At 59.8% G+C, this 23,403-nt stretch carries 19 protein-coding genes and 2 pseudogenes; 8 read left to right on the forward strand and 13 right to left on the reverse strand.

Annotated features, from left to right (window positions below; all coding sequences use genetic code 11):
* Positions 1-132 precede the first annotated feature (132 nt).
* Both CVN68_RS23945 and CVN68_RS11565 read right to left on the reverse strand, forming a co-directional pair.
* Positions 133-258, reverse strand: a pseudogene (locus CVN68_RS23945) (integrase core domain-containing protein); the annotation flags it as partial.
* Between the two features lie 427 nt (positions 259-685).
* Positions 686-1,039: a hypothetical protein gene (locus CVN68_RS11565; protein ID WP_100282338.1), complete on the reverse strand. Its 354-nt coding sequence runs from the start codon at positions 1,037-1,039 to the stop codon at positions 686-688.
* 1,473 nt (positions 1,040-2,512) lie between these two features.
* Here CVN68_RS11565 and CVN68_RS11575 point away from each other — a divergent pair.
* Complete coding sequence (locus CVN68_RS11575) at positions 2,513-2,725, forward strand: helix-turn-helix transcriptional regulator (RefSeq protein ID WP_100282340.1); 213 nt, start codon at positions 2,513-2,515, stop codon at positions 2,723-2,725.
* 24 nt (positions 2,726-2,749) lie between these two features.
* Here the strand turns inward: CVN68_RS11575 and CVN68_RS11580 are convergent, their stop codons facing one another.
* The 3 genes from CVN68_RS11580 to CVN68_RS11590 are packed head-to-tail and all read right to left on the reverse strand — an operon-like array spanning position 2,750 to position 4,985.
* The gene (locus CVN68_RS11580) at positions 2,750-3,397 is read right to left on the reverse strand and encodes an Eco29kI family restriction endonuclease (protein ID WP_100282341.1); all 648 of its coding nucleotides are present in this window, start codon (positions 3,395-3,397) and stop codon (positions 2,750-2,752) included.
* Positions 3,394-4,569 carry a DNA cytosine methyltransferase gene (locus CVN68_RS11585; protein ID WP_100282342.1) on the reverse strand — a complete coding sequence of 392 codons (1,176 nt, stop codon included), beginning with the start codon at positions 4,567-4,569 and terminating at the stop codon, positions 3,394-3,396. The genes CVN68_RS11580 and CVN68_RS11585 overlap by 4 nt, the downstream gene beginning before the upstream one ends.
* Complete coding sequence (locus CVN68_RS11590; RefSeq protein WP_100282343.1) at positions 4,566-4,985, reverse strand: very short patch repair endonuclease; 420 nt, start codon at positions 4,983-4,985, stop codon at positions 4,566-4,568. The genes CVN68_RS11585 and CVN68_RS11590 overlap by 4 nt, the downstream gene beginning before the upstream one ends.
* A 68-nt stretch (positions 4,986-5,053) precedes the next feature.
* Here CVN68_RS11590 and CVN68_RS11595 point away from each other — a divergent pair, with 68 nt between their 5' ends.
* The 3 genes from CVN68_RS11595 (at position 5,054) to CVN68_RS11605 (ending at position 8,015) form a co-directional block, all read left to right on the forward strand.
* Positions 5,054-5,512, forward strand: a complete 459-nt coding sequence (locus tag CVN68_RS11595) for an Eco29kI family restriction endonuclease (protein WP_100282344.1) — start codon at positions 5,054-5,056, stop codon at positions 5,510-5,512.
* Positions 5,513-5,594: 82 nt separating this feature from the next.
* A complete protein-coding gene (locus CVN68_RS11600) occupies positions 5,595-6,926 on the forward strand; it encodes a hypothetical protein (RefSeq protein ID WP_100282345.1) in 1,332 nt (443 codons plus the stop codon).
* Positions 6,927-7,256: 330 nt separating this feature from the next.
* Positions 7,257-8,015, forward strand: coding sequence for a hypothetical protein (locus CVN68_RS11605; RefSeq protein ID WP_199560065.1), 759 nt, complete (start codon positions 7,257-7,259; stop codon positions 8,013-8,015).
* A gap of 29 nt (positions 8,016-8,044) precedes the next feature.
* On the opposite strand, the gene CVN68_RS11610 is transcribed toward CVN68_RS11605, so the two are convergent.
* The 5 genes and pseudogenes from CVN68_RS11610 to CVN68_RS24455 form a co-directional block, all read right to left on the reverse strand.
* Complete coding sequence (locus tag CVN68_RS11610; RefSeq protein ID WP_158298837.1) at positions 8,045-8,884, reverse strand: aldo/keto reductase; 840 nt, start codon at positions 8,882-8,884, stop codon at positions 8,045-8,047.
* Positions 8,885-8,897: 13 nt separating this feature from the next.
* Positions 8,898-9,479 (reverse strand): AAA family ATPase, encoded by a 582-nt coding sequence (locus CVN68_RS11615; protein WP_100282348.1) that lies wholly within the window; start codon positions 9,477-9,479, stop codon positions 8,898-8,900.
* A complete protein-coding gene (locus CVN68_RS11620; protein WP_100282349.1) occupies positions 9,476-10,060 on the reverse strand; it encodes a 3'-5' exonuclease in 585 nt (194 codons plus the stop codon). The genes CVN68_RS11615 and CVN68_RS11620 overlap by 4 nt, the downstream gene beginning before the upstream one ends.
* Complete coding sequence (locus CVN68_RS11625) at positions 10,057-10,995, reverse strand: radical SAM protein (protein WP_100284365.1); 939 nt, start codon at positions 10,993-10,995, stop codon at positions 10,057-10,059. Before CVN68_RS11625 ends, CVN68_RS11620 begins: the two co-directional genes overlap by 4 nt.
* Positions 10,996-11,352: 357 nt before the next feature.
* Positions 11,353-11,634: pseudogene (locus CVN68_RS24455) on the reverse strand (tyrosine-type recombinase/integrase); the annotation flags it as partial.
* 82 nt (positions 11,635-11,716) lie between these two features.
* Here CVN68_RS24455 and CVN68_RS11635 point away from each other — a divergent pair.
* The gene (locus CVN68_RS11635) at positions 11,717-12,190 is read left to right on the forward strand and encodes a helicase-related protein (RefSeq protein ID WP_233503311.1); all 474 of its coding nucleotides are present in this window, start codon (positions 11,717-11,719) and stop codon (positions 12,188-12,190) included.
* Here CVN68_RS11635 and CVN68_RS11640 read toward each other — a convergent pair.
* Genes CVN68_RS11640 through CVN68_RS11650 form a run of 3 tightly spaced genes read right to left on the reverse strand, consistent with a single transcriptional unit; the run spans position 12,102 to position 17,206 of the window.
* A complete protein-coding gene (locus CVN68_RS11640) occupies positions 12,102-14,741 on the reverse strand; it encodes an ATPase domain-containing protein (RefSeq protein ID WP_100282351.1) in 2,640 nt (879 codons plus the stop codon). The genes CVN68_RS11635 and CVN68_RS11640 overlap by 89 nt on opposite strands.
* A 1-nt stretch (position 14,742) precedes the next feature.
* On the reverse strand, positions 14,743-15,543 hold the full coding sequence (locus CVN68_RS11645) for a hypothetical protein (RefSeq protein WP_100282352.1): 801 nt from the start codon (positions 15,541-15,543) through the stop codon (positions 14,743-14,745).
* Positions 15,536-17,206 (reverse strand): NAD(P)-binding protein, encoded by a 1,671-nt coding sequence (locus CVN68_RS11650; protein WP_158298839.1) that lies wholly within the window; start codon positions 17,204-17,206, stop codon positions 15,536-15,538. The genes CVN68_RS11645 and CVN68_RS11650 overlap by 8 nt, the downstream gene beginning before the upstream one ends.
* Before the next feature lie 2,330 nt (positions 17,207-19,536).
* Between CVN68_RS11650 and CVN68_RS11660 the strand changes: the two genes are divergently transcribed.
* Genes CVN68_RS11660 through CVN68_RS23170 form a run of 3 tightly spaced genes read left to right on the forward strand, consistent with a single transcriptional unit; the run spans position 19,537 to position 23,131 of the window.
* A complete protein-coding gene (locus CVN68_RS11660) occupies positions 19,537-20,223 on the forward strand; it encodes a hypothetical protein (RefSeq protein WP_100282355.1) in 687 nt (228 codons plus the stop codon).
* Positions 20,224-20,252: 29 nt separating this feature from the next.
* Entirely contained in the window at positions 20,253-22,889 is a 2,637-nt protein-coding gene (locus tag CVN68_RS11665) for an RHS repeat domain-containing protein (RefSeq protein ID WP_100282356.1), read from the forward strand.
* Positions 22,886-23,131, forward strand: a complete 246-nt coding sequence (locus CVN68_RS23170; RefSeq protein ID WP_158298840.1) for a hypothetical protein — start codon at positions 22,886-22,888, stop codon at positions 23,129-23,131. Before CVN68_RS11665 ends, CVN68_RS23170 begins: the two co-directional genes overlap by 4 nt.
* The last annotated feature ends 272 nt before the right edge of the window (positions 23,132-23,403 follow it).

Raw genomic sequence — 23,403 nt, forward strand, 5'->3', positions numbered from 1 at the left:
CGAGAACCCCCGTTCGATTCCCGAAGGTTACGATCAATCCTCTTGATAGGCAACGGGGCCAGCTTGAAGTATTGGTTCTCATGATCGAGACAGGACTATTCTCCAGACAATAATTGGGATGCCCTCGCCCAAGCGTGCGTGGCTCAACGACGCGAACAGCGTGTCGTTCGGGCACTCGCCGCGCAAGCGACCATTCAAGCTTTCGACAAAGCCGTTCTGCTGCGGCTTGCCCCGCACGATGTAGTCCCACTCGATCTGCCGTAATTTCATCCGTAAAGAGCTGACGAATACTCACACCCATTTGCTGGCCTTGCCTGCGCAGGAACCAGTCGTTCGGGGGTTCGAAGTCGAGTTTGACAGGGAAATATGATTGTGGCCGTGCAGCTGGGCGATACCGCTGTGACAAATCCGTTCGATGCGAACAGCAACAAATCGCGACTGCTCCCGCCCAAGATCCGATACTCGGCGCTATCAGCTTGCACCCCACCTTTGCCAAATTCGTAACTGCTATTCGGCCGGGGGAAGGTAACGGCCAGCACCTTCGTTAGGGTTCGGGCCCCCGTCCCTACCACCTTTGGGATCGCGCCGGACGGCCCAGACTAGTGCTGCCGTAGCGGTGATGATCGAGGCCACCCCGCCGCACATTACCGCAAAGGCGGTGCCGTCGAACGCGATCTGTATCATCTCAGCTGGTTCGCGCCTTGCCCAGCTGCATCGGTCGATCAAACCGCGCAGCTTCGGCATCTTCTTTGATTTGCTGGAAGCCCGCGAGGTACTGTTCGATCAACACCCGGCGCTTCTTGTAAGATAGGCGGCCCCCCGGCGTATCGGCTTCGACACGCAGGCGCGCTACACCCCGCAGCGCCGGCGTCCGCCGATGCACGGTAAGGGGGACGAGCACATCGAACGGACGCGAATCGAGCATATACTCGCGTCCCTCGAGAAGGGTGCGGCAAGTCTCGAACGCGAGCTTGGTTAGCTTCGCTTCATCGTCCCCCGGGTCGTAGGCGTATAGAACGCCGGGATCGACGGGGATCATCGGCTCTGCGTCGAGTTTCTCACCGTCGAATATCCAAGGTTCATACCATAGCGCGCCAATTCGTTTGATGAGGGCGAGCCTGTCCCAGAAGAGAACTCGAAAAACTAAACTATCTATTTGAACAGTTTGCCTAATCTACTTTCGCCTAACTACACCGTTACCCAATATCTGGCCACATTAACTTGTATTTAGCTATGAGCCATAGGATTTGATTACCTTTAGCTGCAAGTAGTGTCAAGAGATCTCAAGGATAGGCATAGCGCGGCGGTCATCAATTGGCGTTAAAAGCCTCTTATCGGCTGCCCGCCCTTGACTGCATCCCTCGGCGCCTTGCCTCGCCTCTACATGGAAGTCCGCTTTTGGACCGTAAGCGGAATCGGCCCCAAGAGCCGTCGGCCTCGTCGTCCGAACGACCGCTAACGCCCCGAAGGCAGCCATCCGTCATCGACTTGCTCGATCCGAAAAGCAGTCTTAGCATTCGGGTATCAAGGCTGCGTGTTGAGCGGGAGGATTTAGATCTTGCTCGGAAACAGCCTTCGATCGCGACGTAATCCTCATGCGCAAGCGAACCACCCTCGCCTGCCAAAGAGTTGCGAGCCCACGCAGTGACCGGACGGCATAATTTCCTAACCCACGGCCGGATCTTGGTCGACCCGAACGGGGAGCTCAGTGAAGGGAACGGAGTGCCGGAGGCCTTCACGCACGGCTCCGAGAGCGACGCCGCCGAGTGCGTCCGCGCTGCGAAGGTCTATCTCGCGGTCCGGCGGCGCTGGCGCTCCGATGCCCACATCAAACGCGCTGTTCGTATGCTGGGCCGCCGCACGGCAGATGGCTGGACCATGCTTCGATTGGCTCGCTAAGCGACGTCGCTTTCTATGGCGGCTGCATCGAGCTCGGCTAGCGACGCCCACCCCCGCCAGTTCGAGTGCCGGAGGCCAACGCCGTGACGCGAAGCGGCGCGTCCGCAGAATGCACCGCGCGGCGGTGCCGGCTCCGCCAGGAGCCATCAAAGCAGCACTCTCGAAGCCGGCCGGCCGTCGCGGCGGCGTGCGCGCGGGCCTGTGCGCCAGCCGCCGCCGCGCCTTCCGGCAGGCTCGAGCGTGCCACGCGGAAACGAAGAGGCTCCGACCTCTGGCGACTTCGCAAGAAGTGCCAGTGCGCGCTCAATAATCCCCGCGTTCCATGTGCCGGCGCCAGCCGGCATGCGTCAGTCGATCGTTATCCGCATGGACGGAGACGCCACAGGCGACTCGGCGGCGCGCAAGCGGCGTAGAGCGCGGTCACGCTGCTGGCGTGAGACGCAATGAGACCTCCCCCGAATAACCAGAAGCTTCACGTCGGGAATCGCCAGACGTCAAACCGACAAAGATGGCCATAGTTGGCCCTAGTTGGCGCAACAGCGCCATTAACCCGAGCCGCAGCCGCGGGTAACTTTTCCAGGAGGCACCACCGAGAAGCACAGGATACGAGACAATGTCACCGCAGACCGACACCCCCGACCGCATCCTCCGCATCAAGACCGTACTCCAGCGCACCGGCCTCAGCCGCGCGACCATGTACCGCAAGATGAAGCAAGGAAGTTTTCCCAGGCAGATCAAGATCAGCACGCGCTGCGCCGGCTGGCGGGAATCCGCGATCACCGAATGGCTCAAGAACCCGATGTTCTATGAGGAGCCCAACAGCTGAGGCGCGCGCTGGCTCGGGAAGAGGTTAGCGCCCGAACTTCATATGCGAGGAGCGCGGCGCGGGGTTGTCCACGAGGAACGTCCGAACAAGTTCGGCAACCTCGTCGCGGCTTTCCTCGCGAACCCGACACTTGTCGGCCCAACCTCGCCCGGGATGCAGCAAGTCCCAGAGCGGGCGAAGGCCGTTATAGCGCCCGGCGCCGGGATCGTGGTTGCCGAACCCATCGAGCATCCGGTTCCAGACCGGCTTGAACGTAGAGATAAGCAGGCTTTCGCCAAGCGGGATCCAAATGTCGTCGACGGCGAGATAGCGCACCCGGAAGTCCGCTATCGCCAGGCCGCCGTCCCCCGCCTCGGCGGCGATTATGCTGTCGCGGTGATCACAAATACGATTGTAGAGCGCGCGACCAGTCGCGCTGGCGCTCAGGCTGGCGCCACGCCGCGCCCCAGCCGGGACAGCCTTGCCGATATAGATTGGCCAGCGCGGCTCCTCGGCGTTCTCCCTGGCGAGTTCGGCGTAGGCGGGAAAACCACCACTGTAGTAGATCACATAGATACCGGCCCCCTCGAAGCTTGGCACGTTCCCCAAGGGATGATGCGGCTGATCCAGCAGGGCCTCGGCGACCGACTTTCCGAGATTGATCTTGTCGAGTGGGTTATAGACCGCGCTCATGCGCGTCCGGGCTTCCTGCCAGACGCCTTCAGATGCGCGGCGACCGACTTCGCGACAACCTCGGCCAAGGTGACCGGCACCGCGTTGCCAAGCTGGCGCATCGTCTCCGACCACGATCCATGGAAGGCGAAATTGTCGGGGAAGGTCTGGAGCCGGGCGCTCTCGCGAACCGAGAAATAACGCAGCGAGCCATCAGTGCGAACCAACATGTTCTCGCCACCGGGGACACCATGCACGCCCGCCTTCAACGCCTTCGCGGGCTCGTCGATCGGACTACCGGTGTGGCCGGGATAGCTCCGCGCGCCCGGTTGGAACTTGTGATTCAAGAAGCGCGCGGCCGCGGTCGGCGAGAACTCGGGATCGGGAAGACCCTCAAGGGCATCGCGCACCGTAAGCCAGGGCTTGCGGGCGAGGGCTTCGGCGGAACCGCCGCGGAAATCGCCTAGATCCGGACGCTGTCGCTTCGCGATCTGGTGCCGCTCCCAATAGACTCCACTGTGTTTGGCACAGAGCAGCGCCTCGCGCGAATGGGTTTCCTGGGGGAACGACCATTCGACGCCGAGGTCGGAGCGGAAGCCGACGAAGAAGACGCGCTCGCGCTTCTGCGGAACGCCGAAATTCGCCGCATTCAGCACCCGCGGCGGAATCACCCGATAGGACAGGCCCGAGTTGGATCCGCTGCTGTGATGGCTTTCAAGGCGCGCGCGGTGCTCGACCCAGCTCTCGGTCTTGCCGCGCTCGATCTCAGGATAGGTGAGCTGCAGGAAGATGTAGCTGAAATAGGTCGAAAAGGTCTCGCGCGTGAGGCCCTTCACATTCTCGAAGATGAACGCCTGAGGCTTCACCTCGCGAACAGCGCGGACCGCCTGCGGCCACATGTCCCGGCTGTCCTGGTGCGCGCGATGCTTTCCTCCCAGCGAGAAGGGTTGGCAGGGCGGGCCACCGGTGACGATCTGAACCTTCCCCTCATGCGAGGTGAAATCCACGTGGCTCACATCCCCCTCGATGGGCTCGGGCCAGTGCGCGATAGCGCTCGCGTCGCGCTTGCGATTCTCACGAATCGTATCGCAGCACCAATGGTCCCACTCGACGACGCTCGTCGGCTTGAAACCCGCGCGGCTGACACCGATTCCGAGGCCGCCGGCACCCGCGAACAGTTCGATAGCCTTCACTCGTTCCCCCAAAATGTAAGCACCCGGCTCGCCAGCTCGTCCTTATTCCGCATCTGGCACTCCCAAACAACCAGGACTCGCCATCCCAGCGCCTCCAGCGCCGCGAGAGCACGCGCATCCCGTTCCCGGTTCGTTTCCAACTTTGGCAGCCAAAAATCCAGCCTGGATTTGGGCAGCCGGGCAAGTTTGCAGGTCGGATCGTCGTGGCGGTGCCAGAAGCATCCATGCACGAGGATCGCCTTACGCCGTCGGCGGGAGACGATGTCCGGCTTGCCCGGCAAATCCTTCGCATGGAGCCGGAAACGATATCCGGCCAAGTGAAGAATCCGGCGCACCGCCAGCTCTGGCCGAGTGTCTCGGCCCTTGATGCGCCTCATTCGCTCGCTGCGGCCGCTTGGGTCGAGGGTATCGGACATCAGGCCAAGCGTCCCCGCCCAGAATCGCCAATCGTGACTCTAGCGTATCGATCCGCCAAGATTGGACGATGACCAATGGCGCCGATGCCCATCATTTCGATTTCGACCTCGATCGAGCGATCCGCGAACAAGCAGTGGAGCGGCTGGAAGCAAGCCCCATGGTCGCGCTTGGCCGAGGAGTCGGCCCCGCCGCGAGTGGCATTTACGCTCTCTATTGGCACGGCGCCCTCGTCTACATTGGCAAGGCGTCCAAGGACACGACAAAGAGCGGGCGAACGCTGCGAAAGCGACTGAGCGAGCACGTTACCAAGATCAGCGGCCGACAGAATATCACGGTGACGGATATGCAATGCCGCTTCCTCACGTTCGAAAGCGAATGGTGGGTATTCGCCGCCGAGTTCGCCCTGATCAACCATTACTCGCCGGACTGGAACGGAAGTGGCTACGGCAGCAAGGTGCCGGGGAAAGGCCGGCCAGGCACCGGCTTGGTCAGCCGCTGGGCCGACCGCTTTCCAAAACTTGACTGAAGCGTCAGGTCTATTTGGCCGTTGCGGCTCTGATACAGGCCGACATTCCGGGGAGGGATGAACTGACGTGATATACGCAACGGTGGAAACGGATAGCGGTCCGCAGCTCGATGCGCGCATCGAAATCGAGGACGGAGCAGTCTTGCTGCACAGCCGCAGCGGCGGCCCGCCTCGCAACTCGCACTACGAAAAGGTCCTTGAGCTAATTATCCGGCGGCTACGCGCGCACGAGAAAATCCTCGGTCAGCAAATCGACGATATCCTGATCGACAGTACGCTTGCGCGCCCTCGCCCCCGGCACGAGCGAATCCTCGTCAGCGCTGGCGAGATTTCCGGTTTCACCGATAGCGCGCTCATCACGCGCATTCGCCAGACCGCGCGCAAATGGGGCCAGGAACCCGGCACCGTCGGCGGGAACTCGACCAAGGCTCTTCGCATCGAAGTGCGCGGTCAGTCCGCTCAGAGCCTGCGAGCGATGCTGAAACTTCAGCGCTGGAGGATATCAGTGGAGCGCCTGACCAGCGAACTGCAACGCCAGGTCACACCGGCCAACGTCGCACGCGCGGTCGAGCGCCTCGTCGCCGGTGAGGATGCCCCGAACTTTGGGGAGTCCCGCGATTATGACCTGGTGACCCCGGACGGTACGCTCGAGCGGCCGCACCAGGCCTTGCGGACCTTGCTACGTCAGGACGAACGCCGCCGCGAAAAGATCGCGACTTCGACCTATCCAAACTGGGAGCTGGCCCCGATCTTCGACGTGCCGGACGCCGCCCGAAAGCTCCGCGTCGCGAACGCGCTGATGAACGCCTTGGCCAAGCTCGGACATCCCTGCAAGCTCGGCGGCGTCGATCTGCCCAGCTTCCATGCGACAGTCGGTGACCAGGATGTCCATGTGAAGATCCATCACCCCGGCGCCGAGACTGCGACATACAGGCGCCATAATGACGCGCTTCCCGCGCCCGCCAAGACACCCCTCACCATCGAGCTGTTTCCAGCGCTGCCCGATGGATTCCCGCGGCTTTGGCATGACGATACCGAAAAGCTCGAAAGCAAGCTTTCAGAGGTCGCCGCCGCCGTCATTGCGGCGGGAGAAGCGCGCTATCGTCTCGGAATCGTCGAACGACTGGAACACATCGCCCGCATGGAAGCGTGGCGCGAGGAACAGCGCCAGGAAGCCCTCGTCCGACGAAACAAGGAGCGTCTCGCCGCGCTGCACCGAAGTGCCGAGATGCTGCGGCAGGCCAACGATCTTCGTGCCTTGATCGCTGCGGTCGGCACGGCAATGGAGAAAGGCCATCGTTCGCTCGATGCAAATGTGTTCGTTGAATGGAAAAGCTGGGCCGCGGCCGAAGCGGACCGTCTTGATCCGGTGATCTCGGGTCAGGTCGACGAGCATTTGCTCCAGTCTACCTAACGGACGGTTCGCCTCTCCTGACGCGCATCAGATCGCGCCTCGCGCTCGAAAAACACAGCTTAGCACCCCGTCCAGCCTTGGGAGCCTGTGTCCGCTTTTGAGAATCGGAAAAACATGGCGGTCAACGCCTGCGATTGGTGGGATACGTATGCGCCCCACACATTTCCACCGCTGCGCGCCCTTTCCCGGTCGTTCAGTTGACAAAAGGCGAGCTTTCGCCGGCCCACTTGCTGTAAACTTTCGGCTATAAGCTGCGTAGCCGTTGTGAATTGAGCCGTTCGCATTAGCCTTGGCGCGATGAGCGGAACACACGACCGTCGGAGGGCGGCAATGGCGGAACTGGAGCGCGCGCTGGCGTCGCGTCATCATGCCTTTGTACTTCACTATATCGGGGCGACCTTCGCGTCGGCCGAGAGGCGCGTGACCGCCGTCGCAGCGCGCAACATGGGCACTGGCGTAACCCACTGCTTTGAAGTGGAAGCGGAACTGCGCGGTGCCGCGATCGACCCGATGGCAGCCTCGGCCGAGCAGCTCGACAAGGCCGAGCGCCGCTTGTTGGATGCCTTCTACGCCTTCGCTCGCGCCCATCCGAACCATTTCTGGCTGCATTGGAACATGCGCAACTCTGTGTTCGGATTCCTCGGACTGGAGAACCGTTATCGCGAACTCGGCGGATACCCCGCAGCCATTCCCGATGGATACCGTCTGGATCTTGCCGACCGTCTCGCCGACATCCACGGCGACAGTTACGCCGATACAGCCAACCGGTTGCGGTCCCTCGCGGACATCAATGGAATCCCGTTGCCACATCTAGTCGACGGTCAGCCGCAGGGCGAGGCGCTCGAGCGACGAGAGTTCGGCGTCGGCACGCGGTCGCTGCTGAACCGCATCGATGTCATGTACGTGGTGGCGACCCGAACGCTAGAGGGACGACTCAAGACGGCGACTACGTTCCGCGACCGCGTCGCCACGGCGGGAGGCTGGATCAAATGGGCAAAGGGACATCCCGTGGCGGTGGGGTTCGCGATCGCGGCCCCTGTGATCACCGTTGTGCTGGGCTGCATAAAGCTCTGGGTCATCCTTGGGTGACCTCGAGCCAACCGGGCGCTTTCTGCAAGCTATTCGTGCATCAGCCCGCGAACCTGAGCCGGCGAGCGGGCGCCAATCACCGCTACGACAGCGGCGCCTTGGTCCAACACCCATCTTATCGCCACCCGCGGGTCCGAGAGGGTCGCGAAGTCCGAAAAGCGTAGCGCAGCCCGGGCGAGCAGCGCTATTTGACCAGCCTGATCGAGCGATCGCATCGTCGCGCGATGATCACCGACCGGGAACAGTCGTGGCTGCGTACGCGCGAGCAACCCTCGCGCTAGCGGTGAATGCGCCATCAGCATCAGGCCGGCGGCAGAGAAGTCCGCCGGAGTTTCGCGAGGAAGGATCTCGCTGGCGGCCGAAAACTCGTTTTGGACGACGCGGATCGGCGCCATCGCGCCCATCGCAACGGCACGAGTCAGACTGCTACCCGACAGACCGACCTGTGCGGCCTTTCCCTCTTCTACGAGCCGCTGCAACATCCCGGCGACTTCCTCTTCGCCGACTGCCGGGTCCGGCCTATGCTGCAAGAGAATATCGATGCGGTCGCGACGCAGTCGTCGGAGCGAGGTTTCGACGGAGCGGCGGACGCTCGCTGGCCGGCTGTCCCTGAAGAGCATTCCATCCCGACCGGCCGCCAATCCAAATTTGGTCACGACGGCTGCATCTTGTCCCGCGAGTTCAGCGCCCAACAGACGCTCCGCGATTCCATTGCCGTACAGCGGAGCCGTATCGAATAGCGTGATGCCCACATCGAGCGCGGCCCTAATCGTCTGCTGGGCGATGTCCGACGGCACCGGTCCATAGACGCCAGCCAGGCCCATCGTTCCGAGCGCGAGACGCTGCGCGCCAGCCAGCTCGACCGCCAATCTCGCCGCTTCGTCAGCGGGATGCATGGCGCCGCACCGCTGCCATGCAAGTCGCTACCGCCGCGCCCACCTCGCCATTGCGAAGCGGAATGGCGCTAGGCGCCATCTCTTCGAACACGTCCGCGACGCACCTAGCGGCCAAGCGCCGAAAGGCCTCGTTGTCCGGTCGGCCAGGACCAATTGGCACTTGCTCATCCAGCACAGTCACGAAGATCAAGTCATATTCGCCCACCCAAGTCCGGCAGATCTCTTCCAAGCGCTCGAGCCGGCCCGGCTCGAGCTTGCGTGATTGGTGGCGCAGCGCAGCCCGCATATAGCCGAGCGCGTCCGGGACGGGGCGGTCGATAACGATCACATCGGCTCGCAGCGAAGCTTCGGTTTCCAGTCGGATGGCTTGCGACATCAGCCACGCCGTGCTCTCGAATGAATGGTTGGCGAGGATTGGAAAGCCAAGCGACATCGCATCGGCGGCGCTGTCATGCACCCCCTCGGCGGCCAACCCGGCCTCCGCCAACGCGCTCAGCAGTGCGGCGACAAATGTAGATTTGCCGGTCGAGTGCGTGCCGGCGACGGCGATCTTGAAGGGTCTGGTCAAATCAACTGACCCTGTGGCGGAGGCTCGAGAAGGTCGATCTCGGCAAGCCGACGACGGCGCTCCTCGGCGGACAATGGCTGAAGGAGATACTTTAGAAGAATGGCGGAAAGCGTCGCGTCGTATAGAGCGGAATGGGCGGTTGATCCGGTCTCGCTCGCTGCTTGCACGTCAAGCCCAAGTCGCGCTCCCAGCGCTTCGAGACCGTGTTTGGGGGCGTCTGGCAACATCGCCCTTGCGAGTTTCAGCGTATCATAGGCGGATGCCGGCGACCATTCGTCAAGGGCGCGGCCAAGCACTTCCAGTTCGACACGGACGTTGTGTCCGACAATCGGCGCACCCTCTAGCCACACAAGGATGTCGTCGGCGACGTCCTCCAGATCCGGCGCATCGGCGACGTCGCGGTCCCAGATGCCATGGATGCGCGAGGCCATTGGCGCGATGCCGCTTGGGGGGCGCAGGCGCCAGTTGCGGCGCAGACCTGTCCGCTCCAGTCCGCGCAGCTCAACGATGGCGATCTCGACGATCTCGGGAGGCGTTTTGCCGTTGCCCTCGATGTCCACCGCCCACATTCGCTCATTCATTCCCAACCCTCCTCCGCACGGCCATGCCGCCCAGGCAAATGGGGCATCGCCCGGTCATGCACCTGAAATCCGAGCGAGTGTTGAATGAAGTATCGCTGCTGCTCCGTGCTGTCAGCAACGGTGATGTGGCCGGGGCCAATCTCAAGATCAGCGCACGATAGGCCCGCAGCACTCGCCAGCGCCTCGACCGCACTTCGCTCCGGCAGCCGATGCGCGCTCGCGCAAATCGAGACTTGGTCGGCGGGGCAGATATCGCAGATGTGATCGATGCCGTAATGCCCGTTCCAGTCGGCAACGCCGTGCGCGAACGCGATGGCGCACGATGTCTTGCGGAAGAGCCGTTCACCGTCGAACCCCTCGAGAACCCGCTGCTCAACCTCTCGCGGCATGACTTTGCGGCGTGGCGCATCTTGGTAGAGGTCTTCCACGCCGAGCGAACGTAGATATTCACGAATTTCTGCGCGATGAAAAAGGCCCGTGAAGACGGTGGCGTCAGCCAGACGGGAGAGCTCAATCGCCCGAGAAATATCGTCTTCGCCGTCATTCAGCCCAGCCACGATAGGGCGCCAGTAGAGGATGCACTTGGTCCGTTTGGCAAGTTTGGCCAGGATCGCGAGTGATTGCTCGGCGACCCTGCTATCTACTGGTTCGATACGTTGGTCCTTGATGCCGGACCATGTCACCAGCACCGTGACTCGCAAATTCACCAATTCTTCTAGGCGGCGCACGTCGTCAGCCGAGACTTTCCAGCGAGTGATCACCAGCACATGGTTGCGTAGCTTCATCGCGTCCAGAAGCAGCAGCGTGCGATGGAGGTGTTCCTTCACGCCCCGCAGGAAGGGATCGGTAGCCCGGTTGAAAATCTGGATCGGAGTAACGTCTCGCCGAAAGGCCCAATGGGAAATCAGGTTCGCGACTGCTAGGTCGTCGTCCATGATGAGGTGAGGGCGCTTCATATCGAAATTGCCGAAGAGGTGTCGCACGCAATAGCCGCAGTCTAGTGGACAGCCGACGACGTGGTTTAGGCTAAGCCCAGACTTCCGATATTCAACAATTTGACGAAGATCGCCCGTCAAGGCGTCAGGCGCCCTACGCAGCGCCGCCTTTTTCTCTCCCATATTTGCCCCATTCCATCCGCTTCCCCCGGCGGACTGACGCGAAGCTAGGACATGCGTGTCGGAAGGTCCACGACTATTGCATCCGAGGTCGCGCCTGATTCGCCACGTTGTGCGACACCTCTCGACCTATTTTCATCGTCCGATGGTCCGGATCCCGCGGCTCGCAACGCGGCGTTAGTTGCCGTCCTCACCCGTACTAGATCCTGCAAACCCGCGTTTCGCCGTAGGCTCATCGGTGACACTGGCCCGTAGCCCGTCGAGATAGTCACTCCACCATTGATGCATGGCGACGCGCTCGTCCCAATAAGCCCTGCGGCTATAAATGCCGCGGACTGCATCCTTGTCCGCATGGGCGAGAGAACGCTCGATCGGGTCGGCGCTCCACATGCCGCTTTCGCTCAGAAGTGTGGATGCGGTTGTACGAAGGCCATGCGCCGTGACCTCCCCAGCCGCATATCTGAGCGACGTCGACTACCGCTTGCTCGCGGACAATATTGACTGGGAGTTGGTTCAGAACGCGTCGGCCTATGGATACACCATGTTCGAGCTCAATCGTCGCTTGATCATCCCGACCAGGGATGAGGAGACCGCGCGGATCTTCGCTGAAATATTCAAAAGCGAGAATCGCAAGTCCGCCTTGGTCTTCTCTCCGAGTGTCGAACACGCCGAGCACTTCACCGCCATGCTGCGATTGTTTGGTTTTCGGGCGGAGGAGATGTTTGGCGCGTCTCCCGCCCGCGAGTGCGACAAGCTTATGTCCCACTTCAAACGCGGCTCGATCGACGTTCTTTGCACGGTGCATCTGTTCAATGAGGGTGGGTGTGTCAAAGTGCGTTTGGTTCGACTGAGCGACGGGTCGTTCGAGACGAGAGATACGCATTCACCAACAGTCAACCAGCGAATGTCCGTCCGTCGGTCGAGGTCTAGAATGGCAGCCTGGCTTGGCCAGATTCAAATAATAAGAGGCGATCACGGCTCCAAAGGAGTCCGGGCAGCGGGATGGGCTGATTGATCGCCGCCACGGTCCGCAACCAGAAGATGTTCGAATCATCGGAGGTGATTTTCTCTCGCGGACGCGGAGGCCAATTAGAAGTCAGCGGATCAATCTCGAACCGGAAGTCCGTGTTCTGAATGAGCAGATGCATGATCGGATCGATGCGCCGATCATTGAGCGTCATCGAATCGTGATCTGAGAGAAATGTTGTGTGCGTGCTGATGATGGTGATCGGCCGAGCGCGCAGCGCCGTGTAGATTTGCGGCCAAAACAGCGGATACTCTTGGATCTCGGGAAACTGGCGCGCGACATTGTGCAGCCCGTCGATGACGATGGTCGTGTAGGGATCACCGGCCAAGTCCGCGCTCTCCAATTCCCAATCGATCCGATTGAAGAGCTGGTCGGGGCGATAATTGCCAGGATAGAGATGCATCACGTTCACGGTCGGGCGTAATTCCCGCATCCCGATGCCATACTCGTAGCGCCGCAAACGCAGCAGCGCCTCGCGGATATTTATGTAATATTGTTGCGGATATAGGAATGAGACGACCAGCACCTTTTCAGGAACTTGAATATGCACTTCATCCTGATCAACGGTAGGTGAGATCGCCATCTTCAGCGCCAGCGCCGCCTTGCCGCCGGCGCCCTGTCCGTTCAGGAAGATGTTCGAGCCTCGAAACAGCCGGACGCCAAGCTGGCTCGGTTGAAAATCCAACCGGCCCCGGCCGATACGCTTGGAAGAGGAATGCGAGAAGTTCTCAAAAGCCTTTTGGCTTAGCGCCAGCTCCAGCACCCGTTTGTACACGCCCATTTCCGCGAGCCGGGTCTTCCAGATCGCCTTACGATCAAGTTGGTAGTTGATTTGCGGCGAGAAACGCACGCCCTTGGCCCCCGCGAGCTGAATGCCATGTGTGCCAATCGCGCAGAGTTGGTGTCGAGCCTTCGAGATCGTGATCCGTCGATCCGGCTTGCGTCCGGGTTCGCGGACTGACTCATGAGACAAGCGGATCGCGACATCCACCAGATAGTCCAGGGCCCGGTCTCCCGCCCAATCCTCACCTGCTGTCAGGATGACGAGTGCCCGAAGCTCGCGGCAGGCGAAAATGAACTCTCGCAAACGCTGCCGCAGCGAGCCGCCGTTCTTTCCCTCACTATGGTGCGACGTCATCACGAGGTCGTGGATACCATCAAGGACGACGATTGCTCGGCATGGCTTGGAGGCGCCAGGCTCGTCGGTCTCCGAAAGACCCTCCCCGAGAGCCTGCGACAGGCGCAGAAGCGCCGACTCGAGCGTCTTGAGCGAATCCTCCTCCTTGGGTTCCGACCAACCGAATGAGAGGTTTTGGAACTGTATCCATTCTGTCGGATGCTTCGGGAAGAAGGAGAGACGCCGCAGATCGTCGGAAACGAGGCTCTCGATCTTCGCCTCGAGATCCTCCGTCGTCTCTTCCGCCGTGATAAACAAGGTGTTGATACCAAAAGGCGCGAGCGTTGCACCCAGCGCGAGCGCCAAACTGGTTTTGCCTGCGCCCGGTCCGCCGTGCACGCCGACAACCAACCCCTGCCGGCCCGAGAACTTCAAGCCACCGCGAAAGAGCGTGTCAGCCCCTCTAATCGGAATCGGCAGTCCCCAGAGCTGGTTGACCACCTCGCCCAACTCGGGAAGCCGCTCGAGATGTTTTGAGCGGACGAACGCGAACTCCGCCCTCTCAGGTCGCAGAGCGGCGTGCGACAGATAGTCTCGACATTCGTCTAAATTGGCGAAGCGCACCCACAGCACTTCCATGGCCGCGAGGAAATGGCGAAGCATGCCGCCCTCCTCACTTCGGCCCTCCGGCGGCAGTGTGTCCTGTCCTTTGGAGTAATGACGGACGCGAAGCGACGTCCAAATGTGGGAGAGCGCGGCCTCAATGTCGGAGACGGTGAAGGATGACGCCTTGCTGGAGGGTCCAACGCCATCAGGGTAAATCTGGAACAGCTGGAATATGACGTTTCGAAGCGGCAGGAGAGCATAGGCCTCCGATCCGGGAACGCCGGGAATGGTGAGATACTCTCGCAAAACGCTAAGCGGCGACTTGATCTCAACTTGGCTGTCGTTGCTGCCGGTCAAATAAACGAGCTGACCATCCTCATCGAAGGTTGTCTCGTAGCGAGCGCGCTCGCGATCCAGCACGGACACGAAGGACTGCTTGATGAGCCGGGATATGCGTGTCGGTTCGGCTTGCACGAACGCTTCCGATTCAGCGTGCGCCTCGAGGTCGTCCTCGTCGGACTCCCAGGGTAGGGCGTGTCGGGCCCGAAGTGTGGCGCGCATTGCTCGCGGCAACTGGCTGCGAGCTCGCAGCGCTTGGGTGCGGAGCGGAAAAGTCCCCCCAAAACTGTCGAAGAGGTGCCGGTTCTCGCCTTCCGGGTAATGTAGCGTGAGCCACTCGAAGTGGCGATTGATCAATCCATCGGGGATATCGCCAAGCGCGGTGCTGGACAAACGCGTCGCGATATCAGCCTGGGCGCGCATGATGCTCGCCAGCAGATCATAGACGATATCATCATAAGGCGCGGTGTCGCGCAACTCAGGCGACCCGAGCTCTCAATTCGCGGTAACGCCAGGCTGGTAACCGCTCGGAGAAGCGAGCGACCTGGAGATAGTCCTGGTCGCTCGCGGATCGCCGGCCGCGCAGCTCGAGCTGATGTTCTGCGACCGTGTTGTGACGCCCGATCGCGGCTCGATCGACCGGATAGATCGATACCTCATCAAACAGCGGCTGGGCCGGAGCGACGTATGCGCAGTCGTCCACCGCGATCACGAGAAATCCCAGCAGCGAGCCGTCTTCGGCAAACACTGGCGTACCGGCCTCCTCACGCGTCACGAAGTCGGTACCCTCGCACGCCGTGATCTTCAACGCGCCATGATATCCGACCGGGGCGATATCTCCCCGTTTCAGCATGATCACTGCGCCAAGTTCCGTGACCAAGCCGAAGACTTGCCGCCCACCCCGGAACCCGATCGTCACCTGAGTCTGGAACGCGTCTTGCGGCGCGCAAACGCCGGCGTCGCCAGCCCAACTCGCGTTGTAGTCGAATTCGAGCAACTGGTCTGCTGCGACCGTCGAGAGGGAGAGTGCGTTTGAGATCGATCGATAGGACCCCACGCCGCCGCGAGGGATCTCACGGAAGATTCCGGACAGCGAAATGCCCGATTCCGTCGCCACGTCGTCGTCATCCGATTCGAGCGTGTGCGCGACGCTGACCGCGTAGATTTCCCCCCTCGCCGCACTGGAGACCAAGCCGCCAACCACGCTTTTGAATTCGCCGGCGGACGAGCGAAGCCGCTCCCCCGTTGTGAGGAACTGTTTTTCCTCTCGGTCAGACATGAATCACCGGGCAATCTCCAAGGAGCGTGCGTACGCCAAACAAGCGCGGCGGGATCCTCTCCTCCAGATCGGTCCGTCCAAGCTCAGGCGCCACGAAATACGTGACCACACCGTCCCTGGAGACTCCGAGCGAAAGAGGCGTGCCGAGCGCGCTTTTGATGTATTCCTCCGCTTTGTCCAAGCGAAATTTGGCGAAGATGGGGTCGGCCGGTCTATGCGGCGGATAGCCGGGGAACATCCAATCCGACGCGCCATAGGGCGCCGGCTTGAGCAGATCGCCCATCACGACTTGCCGTTGTGCTACCTTGTCCACGAGATCGGTGGCGATCACGCCACCGAAATTCCGCTCAGGGCCCCGTCGAACTACCTTCGGCCGGTCCCCGATCGGTTCTTCCGCGCCATCGCGCTTCAGGATCGGGCCATCCTCGAGCCTGCCTTGCTGATAGTCCACGGCTTCGCGATCCAAGGCGTGGGTGATCATGAACTTGTGAATTGGCGCGGCGGTCTTGGAGAATGGGAAGGCAGCCGGACCTACCAGCAGCACCGGATCGAACGGGGGTTTGCGCAACGACGTGTTCAGCACGTCCTTGACGAGGTCCGGAGTGTCGAGTTCATAAATGCGCGCGTAGCCCCGCGCATAAGCCTCCGCCGCCGCGTCCTTGTCCAAATTGGCGCCCAGCACTTCCCCTTCAAGGTCTCGAACGAGCGCGGGAACACTGGAAGAGGCGAGCAATCTCACAACCTCCGCGCATAGGCGGCCCGCCTCGAATCGGGTGTGAATGGCCCGCAGCGCGTCGATGAGACCGCCATCGCCGATTCCGGCGACGACTGGGGTCGGTCCATCACCCTCCGAATCGTACCAGTCGTCGCTCTCCCAATAGCCAACCGGTTCGACACCGGCGACGGTGCGCTCTGGGCCGAACCCCATCGCGAGCACTACCACGTCGAACGGTTCGCTCTTTTCCGGTCCGCGGCCCGTGGCGAAGATCGTAACCTTCTTATTCTTCTCACTCAGGCTCGTAACGGTCGTGCTGATGTTATGCGCGGACAGGCGCGGTTTGAAATAGCGCCGCCATTCCTCGCGTAGCGCGAGCATGATCGTCGAGCCGATGTTCGCGTACCAGTCAAAGAACGGTAGCTCGGTCGTCGGCATGATCATCGGACCAAATGCCGTCTCTTCGAAAATCTCCGGCCAGAAGTTGATCGTGGGATGGATAAAGCGGTGTGCCGCTTGCTTCTGAATGCCGAGCACGCGCCCTTGCGTCTCATACAAATGAACCGAACATCGTTTGGCCAAGAGTGCCGCAGCGGTGGTGATTCCCGAGAGGCCGCCTCCGACCACTGCGACGCGCTTGCCCTCGCCGACCATATTCTTTTCACTTAGCGCCCAAACTATGTTGAACGCTCGTTGCTGCTGAGAAGCGAAACTGACCCGAGCGCCAAAAGGCCCGACCGTGAAGACGCGTTCGTAAGAATCGATCCGGGCTGGCCGAAGGATTCCCTCCGGATCGACTGCCGCGCTGTCAGACAAACCCCACCCCCATTTCGAATGACTGCCAAGAAATCGCTTATCCGTGCAAGCGAATTGTAACAAAAATTCGGTTTTGGATGAGTTAAAATGCTCCCGATTGATCATGCTGCGAGAATTGTTCGCGATTTTCACGGTGCCGCCGATTGCGGTGCATCCGCAAGGCACCACTGCGGATGGTTCCTCGTTGGGTGTTCCAAGGTGCCGCGAATGATCCGCTCGATACGAGGCGTATCTAGTGATTCGGGGGAAGCGCGATTCTAGGACGCCGCTACTGATAGGCTCAAGCTAAGCCTGGCGTGGGGGAGACTGCCTGGGCTGATTACGTTGCTCCTCACTTTCGGTTGCAGCGCTGCCGAGCGATCCCGAAAGCTGACGTCTGTCATTCGCGGGATTTGCCGCCTGCTGTAGCCGATGACAGCCTTCGCACGCTATGGCGCAATGTCTTCCTGATGGGAACGATAGCGCGCGAGATTTCATCTGAGAGGAAGCGCGCGACGTTCCGTTTCCACCCGCTCTCGCTCGGATAGGCCTTGTGGTCCATGGGGCGCGTCCTGAGTGATCGTCAAGCCGGGGCGCACCACGCGATCCGCAGCAGTGCGACATGCGTCGCAGAACAGGCGTCTTCGGACGCCCCAAGGGAAGTCGGCGACCTGACTCGCGGCTTACTCCAGCGGCAGCTAGATATGTTGAGGCCCCAAGGTTCATGAAGCTGCTGTTGGAACTCCCTCCTAGCGCCGGGCGCGACGCCCTCATGTTTACGATTCTGACTGCGGCGCGTTCCGGCGAAGCGCGAGGTGAAGCTATCAATGCCCCGCAACAGCAAGGGTTTGGACGCCGACGCGTCATCGCTCGGGGCGCTAACATTTCACATTTAGAGGTTAAGTGATTTGATTTTGCGTATAAATATGAACGTTGACTCTCGCGGAAACTTTGCGATGATCGCCTACAGTTACGAAGGGGGCATAAATGACCTTTCGGAGGTTTTTTTCTCCCGCCGCGGCGATGGCGTTGATCTCGTTGTTTGCATCTGCCGCCGCCGGGCAGGAAGTTACCGCATACCGCTATGACGCACTCGGCCGTTTAGTCCAGACCACTATATCTGGCGGACCTGCCAACGGCATATCAACCGGAACTTGCTTCGATGCAGCCGGGAATCGGGCGCAACATGTGGTAAGTTCAAGCGGCCTTCCCACTTGTGCTACCCAGACATCGAGTTTGATGAAGCAGCTCGAGCAGAGCCGTCGCGCATCTAGCGCGCAAGGTAGGTAGCTCGGGACCATCCCACTCCACCACCTCTAGCAATCTAGGCGGAGCTCAATATGATCAGCTGGGTGCGCGGTCTGAGCGCTGGCGCAAGAGCGTCGGCACAAAATCCACACATTCCCCAGTTTCGTTCGGGTTACGGACGACCCAAATGTCTTAGCGCTTACCGTCCTTATAGGTTGCTTGACTGGCGGTGTCATGCTTGGATTTTGGCAGTATCGCAAGCCATGTCCGTGACCGCTTGGGCTCAGTCGGCAAACCCGATGCCAATGATTAGCGCTGTAGACGAAAACGGGGTCGACCTCGTCAATTGGACATTCTCATTTGAACTAGGAAAGATCTCAATCGGGCCGCCAGACCAAGACCCGATTAATGTCAGTTACTTTCTTCCTACAGACAGAGATACATTCACGTCTAATCTTAGGATCGCGGATCCAACAAATGTTAATTCAACGCGAGTCACGGCAACTATCGGACCAAAAAGCTGGGCCTTCCTCTCTGGGCAATCCGTCAACGAGCCGGGTGCATATTTCATCCAGGATTCATACGACGCATACGTTTACCTGCGGGACGGCACAGTTATAACTTACTCATATCCGCAGTTCATAGGGTCTAGTGTGGGACCTATAAACATGTGCGCGACGAGCATCGAAAAACCCGATGGGGAGGTACTGACATATTACATTGAGTGGCCCCTCGGCGGCCCAACTTGCAGGGCGAAATCCATAGTATCAAATCGAGGATATCAAATAAAGTACGATTACCCAACTGGCGGAACTATAAACAGAAGCAAGATAACGCTCATAAATAATGCCTATGAATATTGCGATCCGAACGCTACGATCTGCGCACTATCATATCCCTGGCCAAGTCTTTCCATATCGCAGACCTACCCCATCACATACACAACTAACTCGGGACAAACTTGGACGCGATCCACAGCCGGCCTACAGGCACCGGGTCAGGCGACGCCGGGGATAAGCTGGACGTCCCAAACCTACATGCCGGTAAACACTGTTGGCATGTATGATTGGAGGATAACCAGCGCGACCCGTGATGGCCAAACCTGGACATATTCCTACCCATCCAGCGACCCAGTGTTGGGCGGAGTTAGTGGCCAGCTCGCCGTAGTCCAAGATCCAAAGGGTGGAATCAGGAGATATAGAAGATTCCCCGGGGACTCCGGGGGAGACCCTACTGTGGGCGAAACAGAAATCCCGAGCCGGCTCTGGAAATTTGCCGACGAGCTCGGCAATGTCGAAGCCTACAATTATACACCACAATATCAGATTTCCGAGGTGATCCATCCGGACGGAAACAAGCATGTGGCTACCTACGACGCCAACGGTGATACAACGTCGTATTCCTTCGTGTCGAAGCCAGGTTCGGGAACGGCAAACGCAACAACGACGTACGCCTATGCCACGGGATGTTGCGGCAAGCCATCTAGCGTCACCGACGCGAACAACAACACGACAGACTTCACTTACGACCCCGTGCATGGCGGCGTCTTGACTGCGACCGGGCCAACGCCGAGCTCTGGAGCAGTACGACCGGTCAAGCGCTATGCTTATACTCAGCGCTATGCATGGGTCAAAAACAGCGCGGGCGCATATGTTCAGGCAAATCGTCCGCTTTGGCTGGTCCTCAGCGAGAAGGTCTGCCGAACGAGCGCAACAGTTGGGGATGCCTGCGCCGCGGGCTCGAGCGATGAGGTGGTCGTCAGCTACGACTATGGCCCCAACGCGGGGCCGAACAATCTTTGGCTACGAGGCAAGGTGGTTACGGCGGACGGTGCGAGCCTTCGCACCTGCTTCAGCTACGATCAAATCGGCAACAAGATCAGCGAAACGTCCGCTAGGGCGGGCCTGACGAGTTGCCCTTGAGTTGCACCGCGACGGGGGAGAACTTCCGAATGCGACAGGTTCTGACGCTAATTGGCGCGATCGCCGCTATGGCTCCGACGCCCGCGGTTGCGCAGTCGTCGCCATCGGATTTCACCTCGGGGGCTCGATATGATGCAAATCGGCAGATCTTGGGGACGATCAGTCCTGATCCGGATCGCACATGGGGGGGTGGCCTCCCGTTTCAGGCAATAAGGAACACCTACGACACCGGAGGTCAGCTCACCAAGGTCGAACAAGGCTCGCTCGCCACCTGGCAATCCGAAGCGATCGATCCGGCTAACTGGAGCGGATTCACCGTCTCCCGCGTGACGACTATCACCTATGATAACCAAGGCCGCAAAACCAGCGAAGCCGTCTCCAAGCCGCCATCGGCTGGTGGCGCTATCGTGAGATATACGCAGTTCAGCTACGACCCACTCGGTCGACTGGAATGTACAGCGGTTCGAATGAATCCTGCGAACTTTGGCAGCCTTGCGACGGGTGCCTGCACCCAAACAGGCGCTGGAACCTATGGTCCAGACCGAATAACCAAGAATATCTACGACGCGGCTGGTCAGACTACGCAAATCCGAAGAGCCGTCGGGACATCGATCGAGCAAGCGTATTCCACGACTACCTATACGGCAAACGGACTACGAGAATACGTCACGGACGCCAACGGCAATAAGGCTCAGTTCATCTATGATGGGTTAGATCGCGTCAAGGAGTGGAGGCTGCCAAGCTCGACGACCGCGGGCTTAGTTTCCACCACCGACTTTGAAGCTTATCAATATGATGGCAACGGCAATCGCACCTTCATTCGGAAACGCGACGGAAGAGGCATATCTTTCCAATATGACGGTTTGAACCGGGTCGCGTCGAAGACATACCCGTCGGGAGGGGCACGCCCGGTCTACTACGCCTACGATTTGCGAGGTCTTCGGACAGCGGCGAGGTTTGATAGCACCACCGGCGCCGATGCTGTCGTGACCGGGTGGGACGGCTTCGGACGTGAAGTTTCTAGTAGCACGATCATGGGAGGGATCAGCCGCTCGCTGGGTTACCTCTACAACGCGGATGCGGCTCGAACGGGCCTAACCTATCCCGACGGAAAGCAGGTCCACTACAATCGGTATGATACAAACGATTTGTATTACGCCGACATCGATGGGACGCCGCTTTTCCACACACCTGTCGACGCAACGGGCCGCATCCCCACGCTATACCGCTACGGGATTGCTTCGGGCGCCTGGAGCTTCTGGACGACGTTCGGATATGACGACGTGTCACGAATGCAGAGCTACACCCATGCCTTCGCAAGCGGCGGATACAACGTCGCCACCTCATTCACGTTCAACCCAGACGACGAGGTTGTGACCAGAACGCGTGACAATACCACATACACCTTCAATGCGTATGTCGGCGTAGATCGTTCCTACGTCGTGAACGGCCTCAATCAGTACTCCAGTGCAGGGCCGGCGTCTTTCGCCTATGATGCGAACGGGAACCTGACTTCAGACGGGACATTAAGTTTTGGGTATGATATCGAAAATCGTCTTATATCTGTCTCGAACGGCGCCTCGCTAACCTACGACCCGCTGGGTCGACTGTCGCAAACCTCGGGGACACCAGTAGGAACAACCCAGTTCTTGTACGATGGCGACGCCTTGGCGATGGAATTCGACGGATCGGGAAACATTCTCAAGCGCTACATTCATAGCGACGGTGACGACGATCCGCTCGTTCAATATAGTGGACCAACTGTAAGCGCTCCGAATTACCTATTCGGTGATCACCAAGGGTCCATCATTGCAATAACGGACGGCAATGGCAACGTTAGCCAAGTCAATCGCTATGACGAATACGGGATACCGGGGACCGGGAACAACGGACGATTTCAGTTCACCGGGCAGGCTTGGATTCCGGATATCGGGATGTACTACTACAAAGCTAGAATATACTCGCCCACCCTCGGCCGCTTTCTTCAGACCGATCCAACCGGTTACGAGGATCAAATGAACCTCTACGCCTATGTAGACAACGATCCGGTCAACGGGAGGGACCCCGATGGGCAATGTGAGATTCCGACGGGTACTCACATATGCCGTAACGAGGTCGACCAGATAGATACGATGAGTCAAGCTCGCCTTCCGATACAAACATCCGCGAGGCGGAACGGGTTTGTACCAGGATCGCAGGATGCGGAACTCAAGCACAAGGGAGAGCGCATGCTGCCGATGCCCAACGACGCCCCGCTTGAGGACGACAATATAACCGGCGCGGTGATGGGCATTGGCGGGCTCGTTAAATCCGGGATAAGCACTGCGGGAAGGGCGGCTATCCGATGGGGGCTCAGGCAGTCGGCGGTTGCATCCGCCAAAGAAATCGGAAAGTTGCTACCGAAAGGCATGACAGCCGGTAGATTTGGCACAATCGCAGGCTGGCCAAAGACTCTTGAAGCTTCAAAAGACGCCATGGCAAAAGGGGTGCGGGCGCGATGGGCCGCCGCTGGTCAGGCAGCGAGAGCCTGGAAGGCGGAAAACGTGTCGCGAGAGGCTATTCGCGCATACGCGAAGTTTTACAAGCAAGAAGCAAGGGCGAACCCTAGCAATTTTTCTGCGGTGTACAGAGCGAAGCTGTTGTATTGGGTAACTTGGGTGTATTGAAAATGATCATTTCCTGTCACAAAGATAAGCTAACCGTTGTGGTAGAGCCTTGGGCAGCGGAATTTGTTATTCGCCGTGGACAGTCAATCGATATTGTTTTTAGCGAAAACCAACATGCGGAGGAGATGGAGCTCCTCGAAGATGACACCATCACTTTGAGCGCGCCGCCAGGTGTTACCTGTGTCGCGGAAATCGATGGCGTGAACGTCTCCGGAGCATCGATGTCAAATCCATCACCTTGATCGTTCCTGAGTCCTGAATGCGTATCTTTATAGTGCTGTATTGCCTCCGGCCCCATCAGAAGAGCGCCAAGCTTCCGCTGTTTTCCTCTCGCTTTGGGAAGGCGTCGTCGCCAGCGGCCAGATCGGACGTTCCAGGACGCGTCGGAATCGACGGTCTTTGTCATAAGGCGCGGGTTCGGGTCCCGATTTTTGTGTGGGGCCACGGCTGGGGCCACCGACGCGAGAGCTGAGATATTTTCGAGTTATTTCAAACCACTAGCCATCGAGTGCGA

Origin of the sequence: Sphingomonas psychrotolerans, from assembly GCF_002796605.1 — a bacterium.
In the GTDB taxonomy this organism is placed as follows: domain Bacteria; phylum Pseudomonadota; class Alphaproteobacteria; order Sphingomonadales; family Sphingomonadaceae; genus Sphingomonas; species Sphingomonas psychrotolerans.

Bases quoted from the DNA above. Each gene is read 5' to 3' on its own strand.
- CVN68_RS11565 (WP_100282338.1), bottom strand. From the start codon at position 1,039: ATGATCCCCGTCGATCCCGGCGTTCTATACGCCTACGACCCGGGGGAC.
- CVN68_RS11575 (WP_100282340.1), top strand. From the start codon at position 2,513: ATGTCACCGCAGACCGACACCCCCGACCGCATCCTCCGCATCAAGACC.
- CVN68_RS11580 (WP_100282341.1), bottom strand. From the start codon at position 3,397: ATGAGCGCGGTCTATAACCCACTCGACAAGATCAATCTCGGAAAGTCG.
- CVN68_RS11590 (WP_100282343.1), bottom strand. From the start codon at position 4,985: ATGTCCGATACCCTCGACCCAAGCGGCCGCAGCGAGCGAATGAGGCGC.
- CVN68_RS11595 (WP_100282344.1), top strand. From the start codon at position 5,054: ATGACCAATGGCGCCGATGCCCATCATTTCGATTTCGACCTCGATCGA.
- CVN68_RS11605 (WP_199560065.1), top strand. From the start codon at position 7,257: ATGGCGGAACTGGAGCGCGCGCTGGCGTCGCGTCATCATGCCTTTGTA.
- CVN68_RS11620 (WP_100282349.1), bottom strand. From the start codon at position 10,060: ATGAATGAGCGAATGTGGGCGGTGGACATCGAGGGCAACGGCAAAACG.
- CVN68_RS11625 (WP_100284365.1), bottom strand. From the start codon at position 10,995: ATGGACGACGACCTAGCAGTCGCGAACCTGATTTCCCATTGGGCCTTT.
- CVN68_RS11635 (WP_233503311.1), top strand. From the start codon at position 11,717: ATGTTCGAGCTCAATCGTCGCTTGATCATCCCGACCAGGGATGAGGAG.
- CVN68_RS11645 (WP_100282352.1), bottom strand. From the start codon at position 15,543: ATGTCTGACCGAGAGGAAAAACAGTTCCTCACAACGGGGGAGCGGCTT.
- CVN68_RS11665 (WP_100282356.1), top strand. From the start codon at position 20,253: ATGCGACAGGTTCTGACGCTAATTGGCGCGATCGCCGCTATGGCTCCG.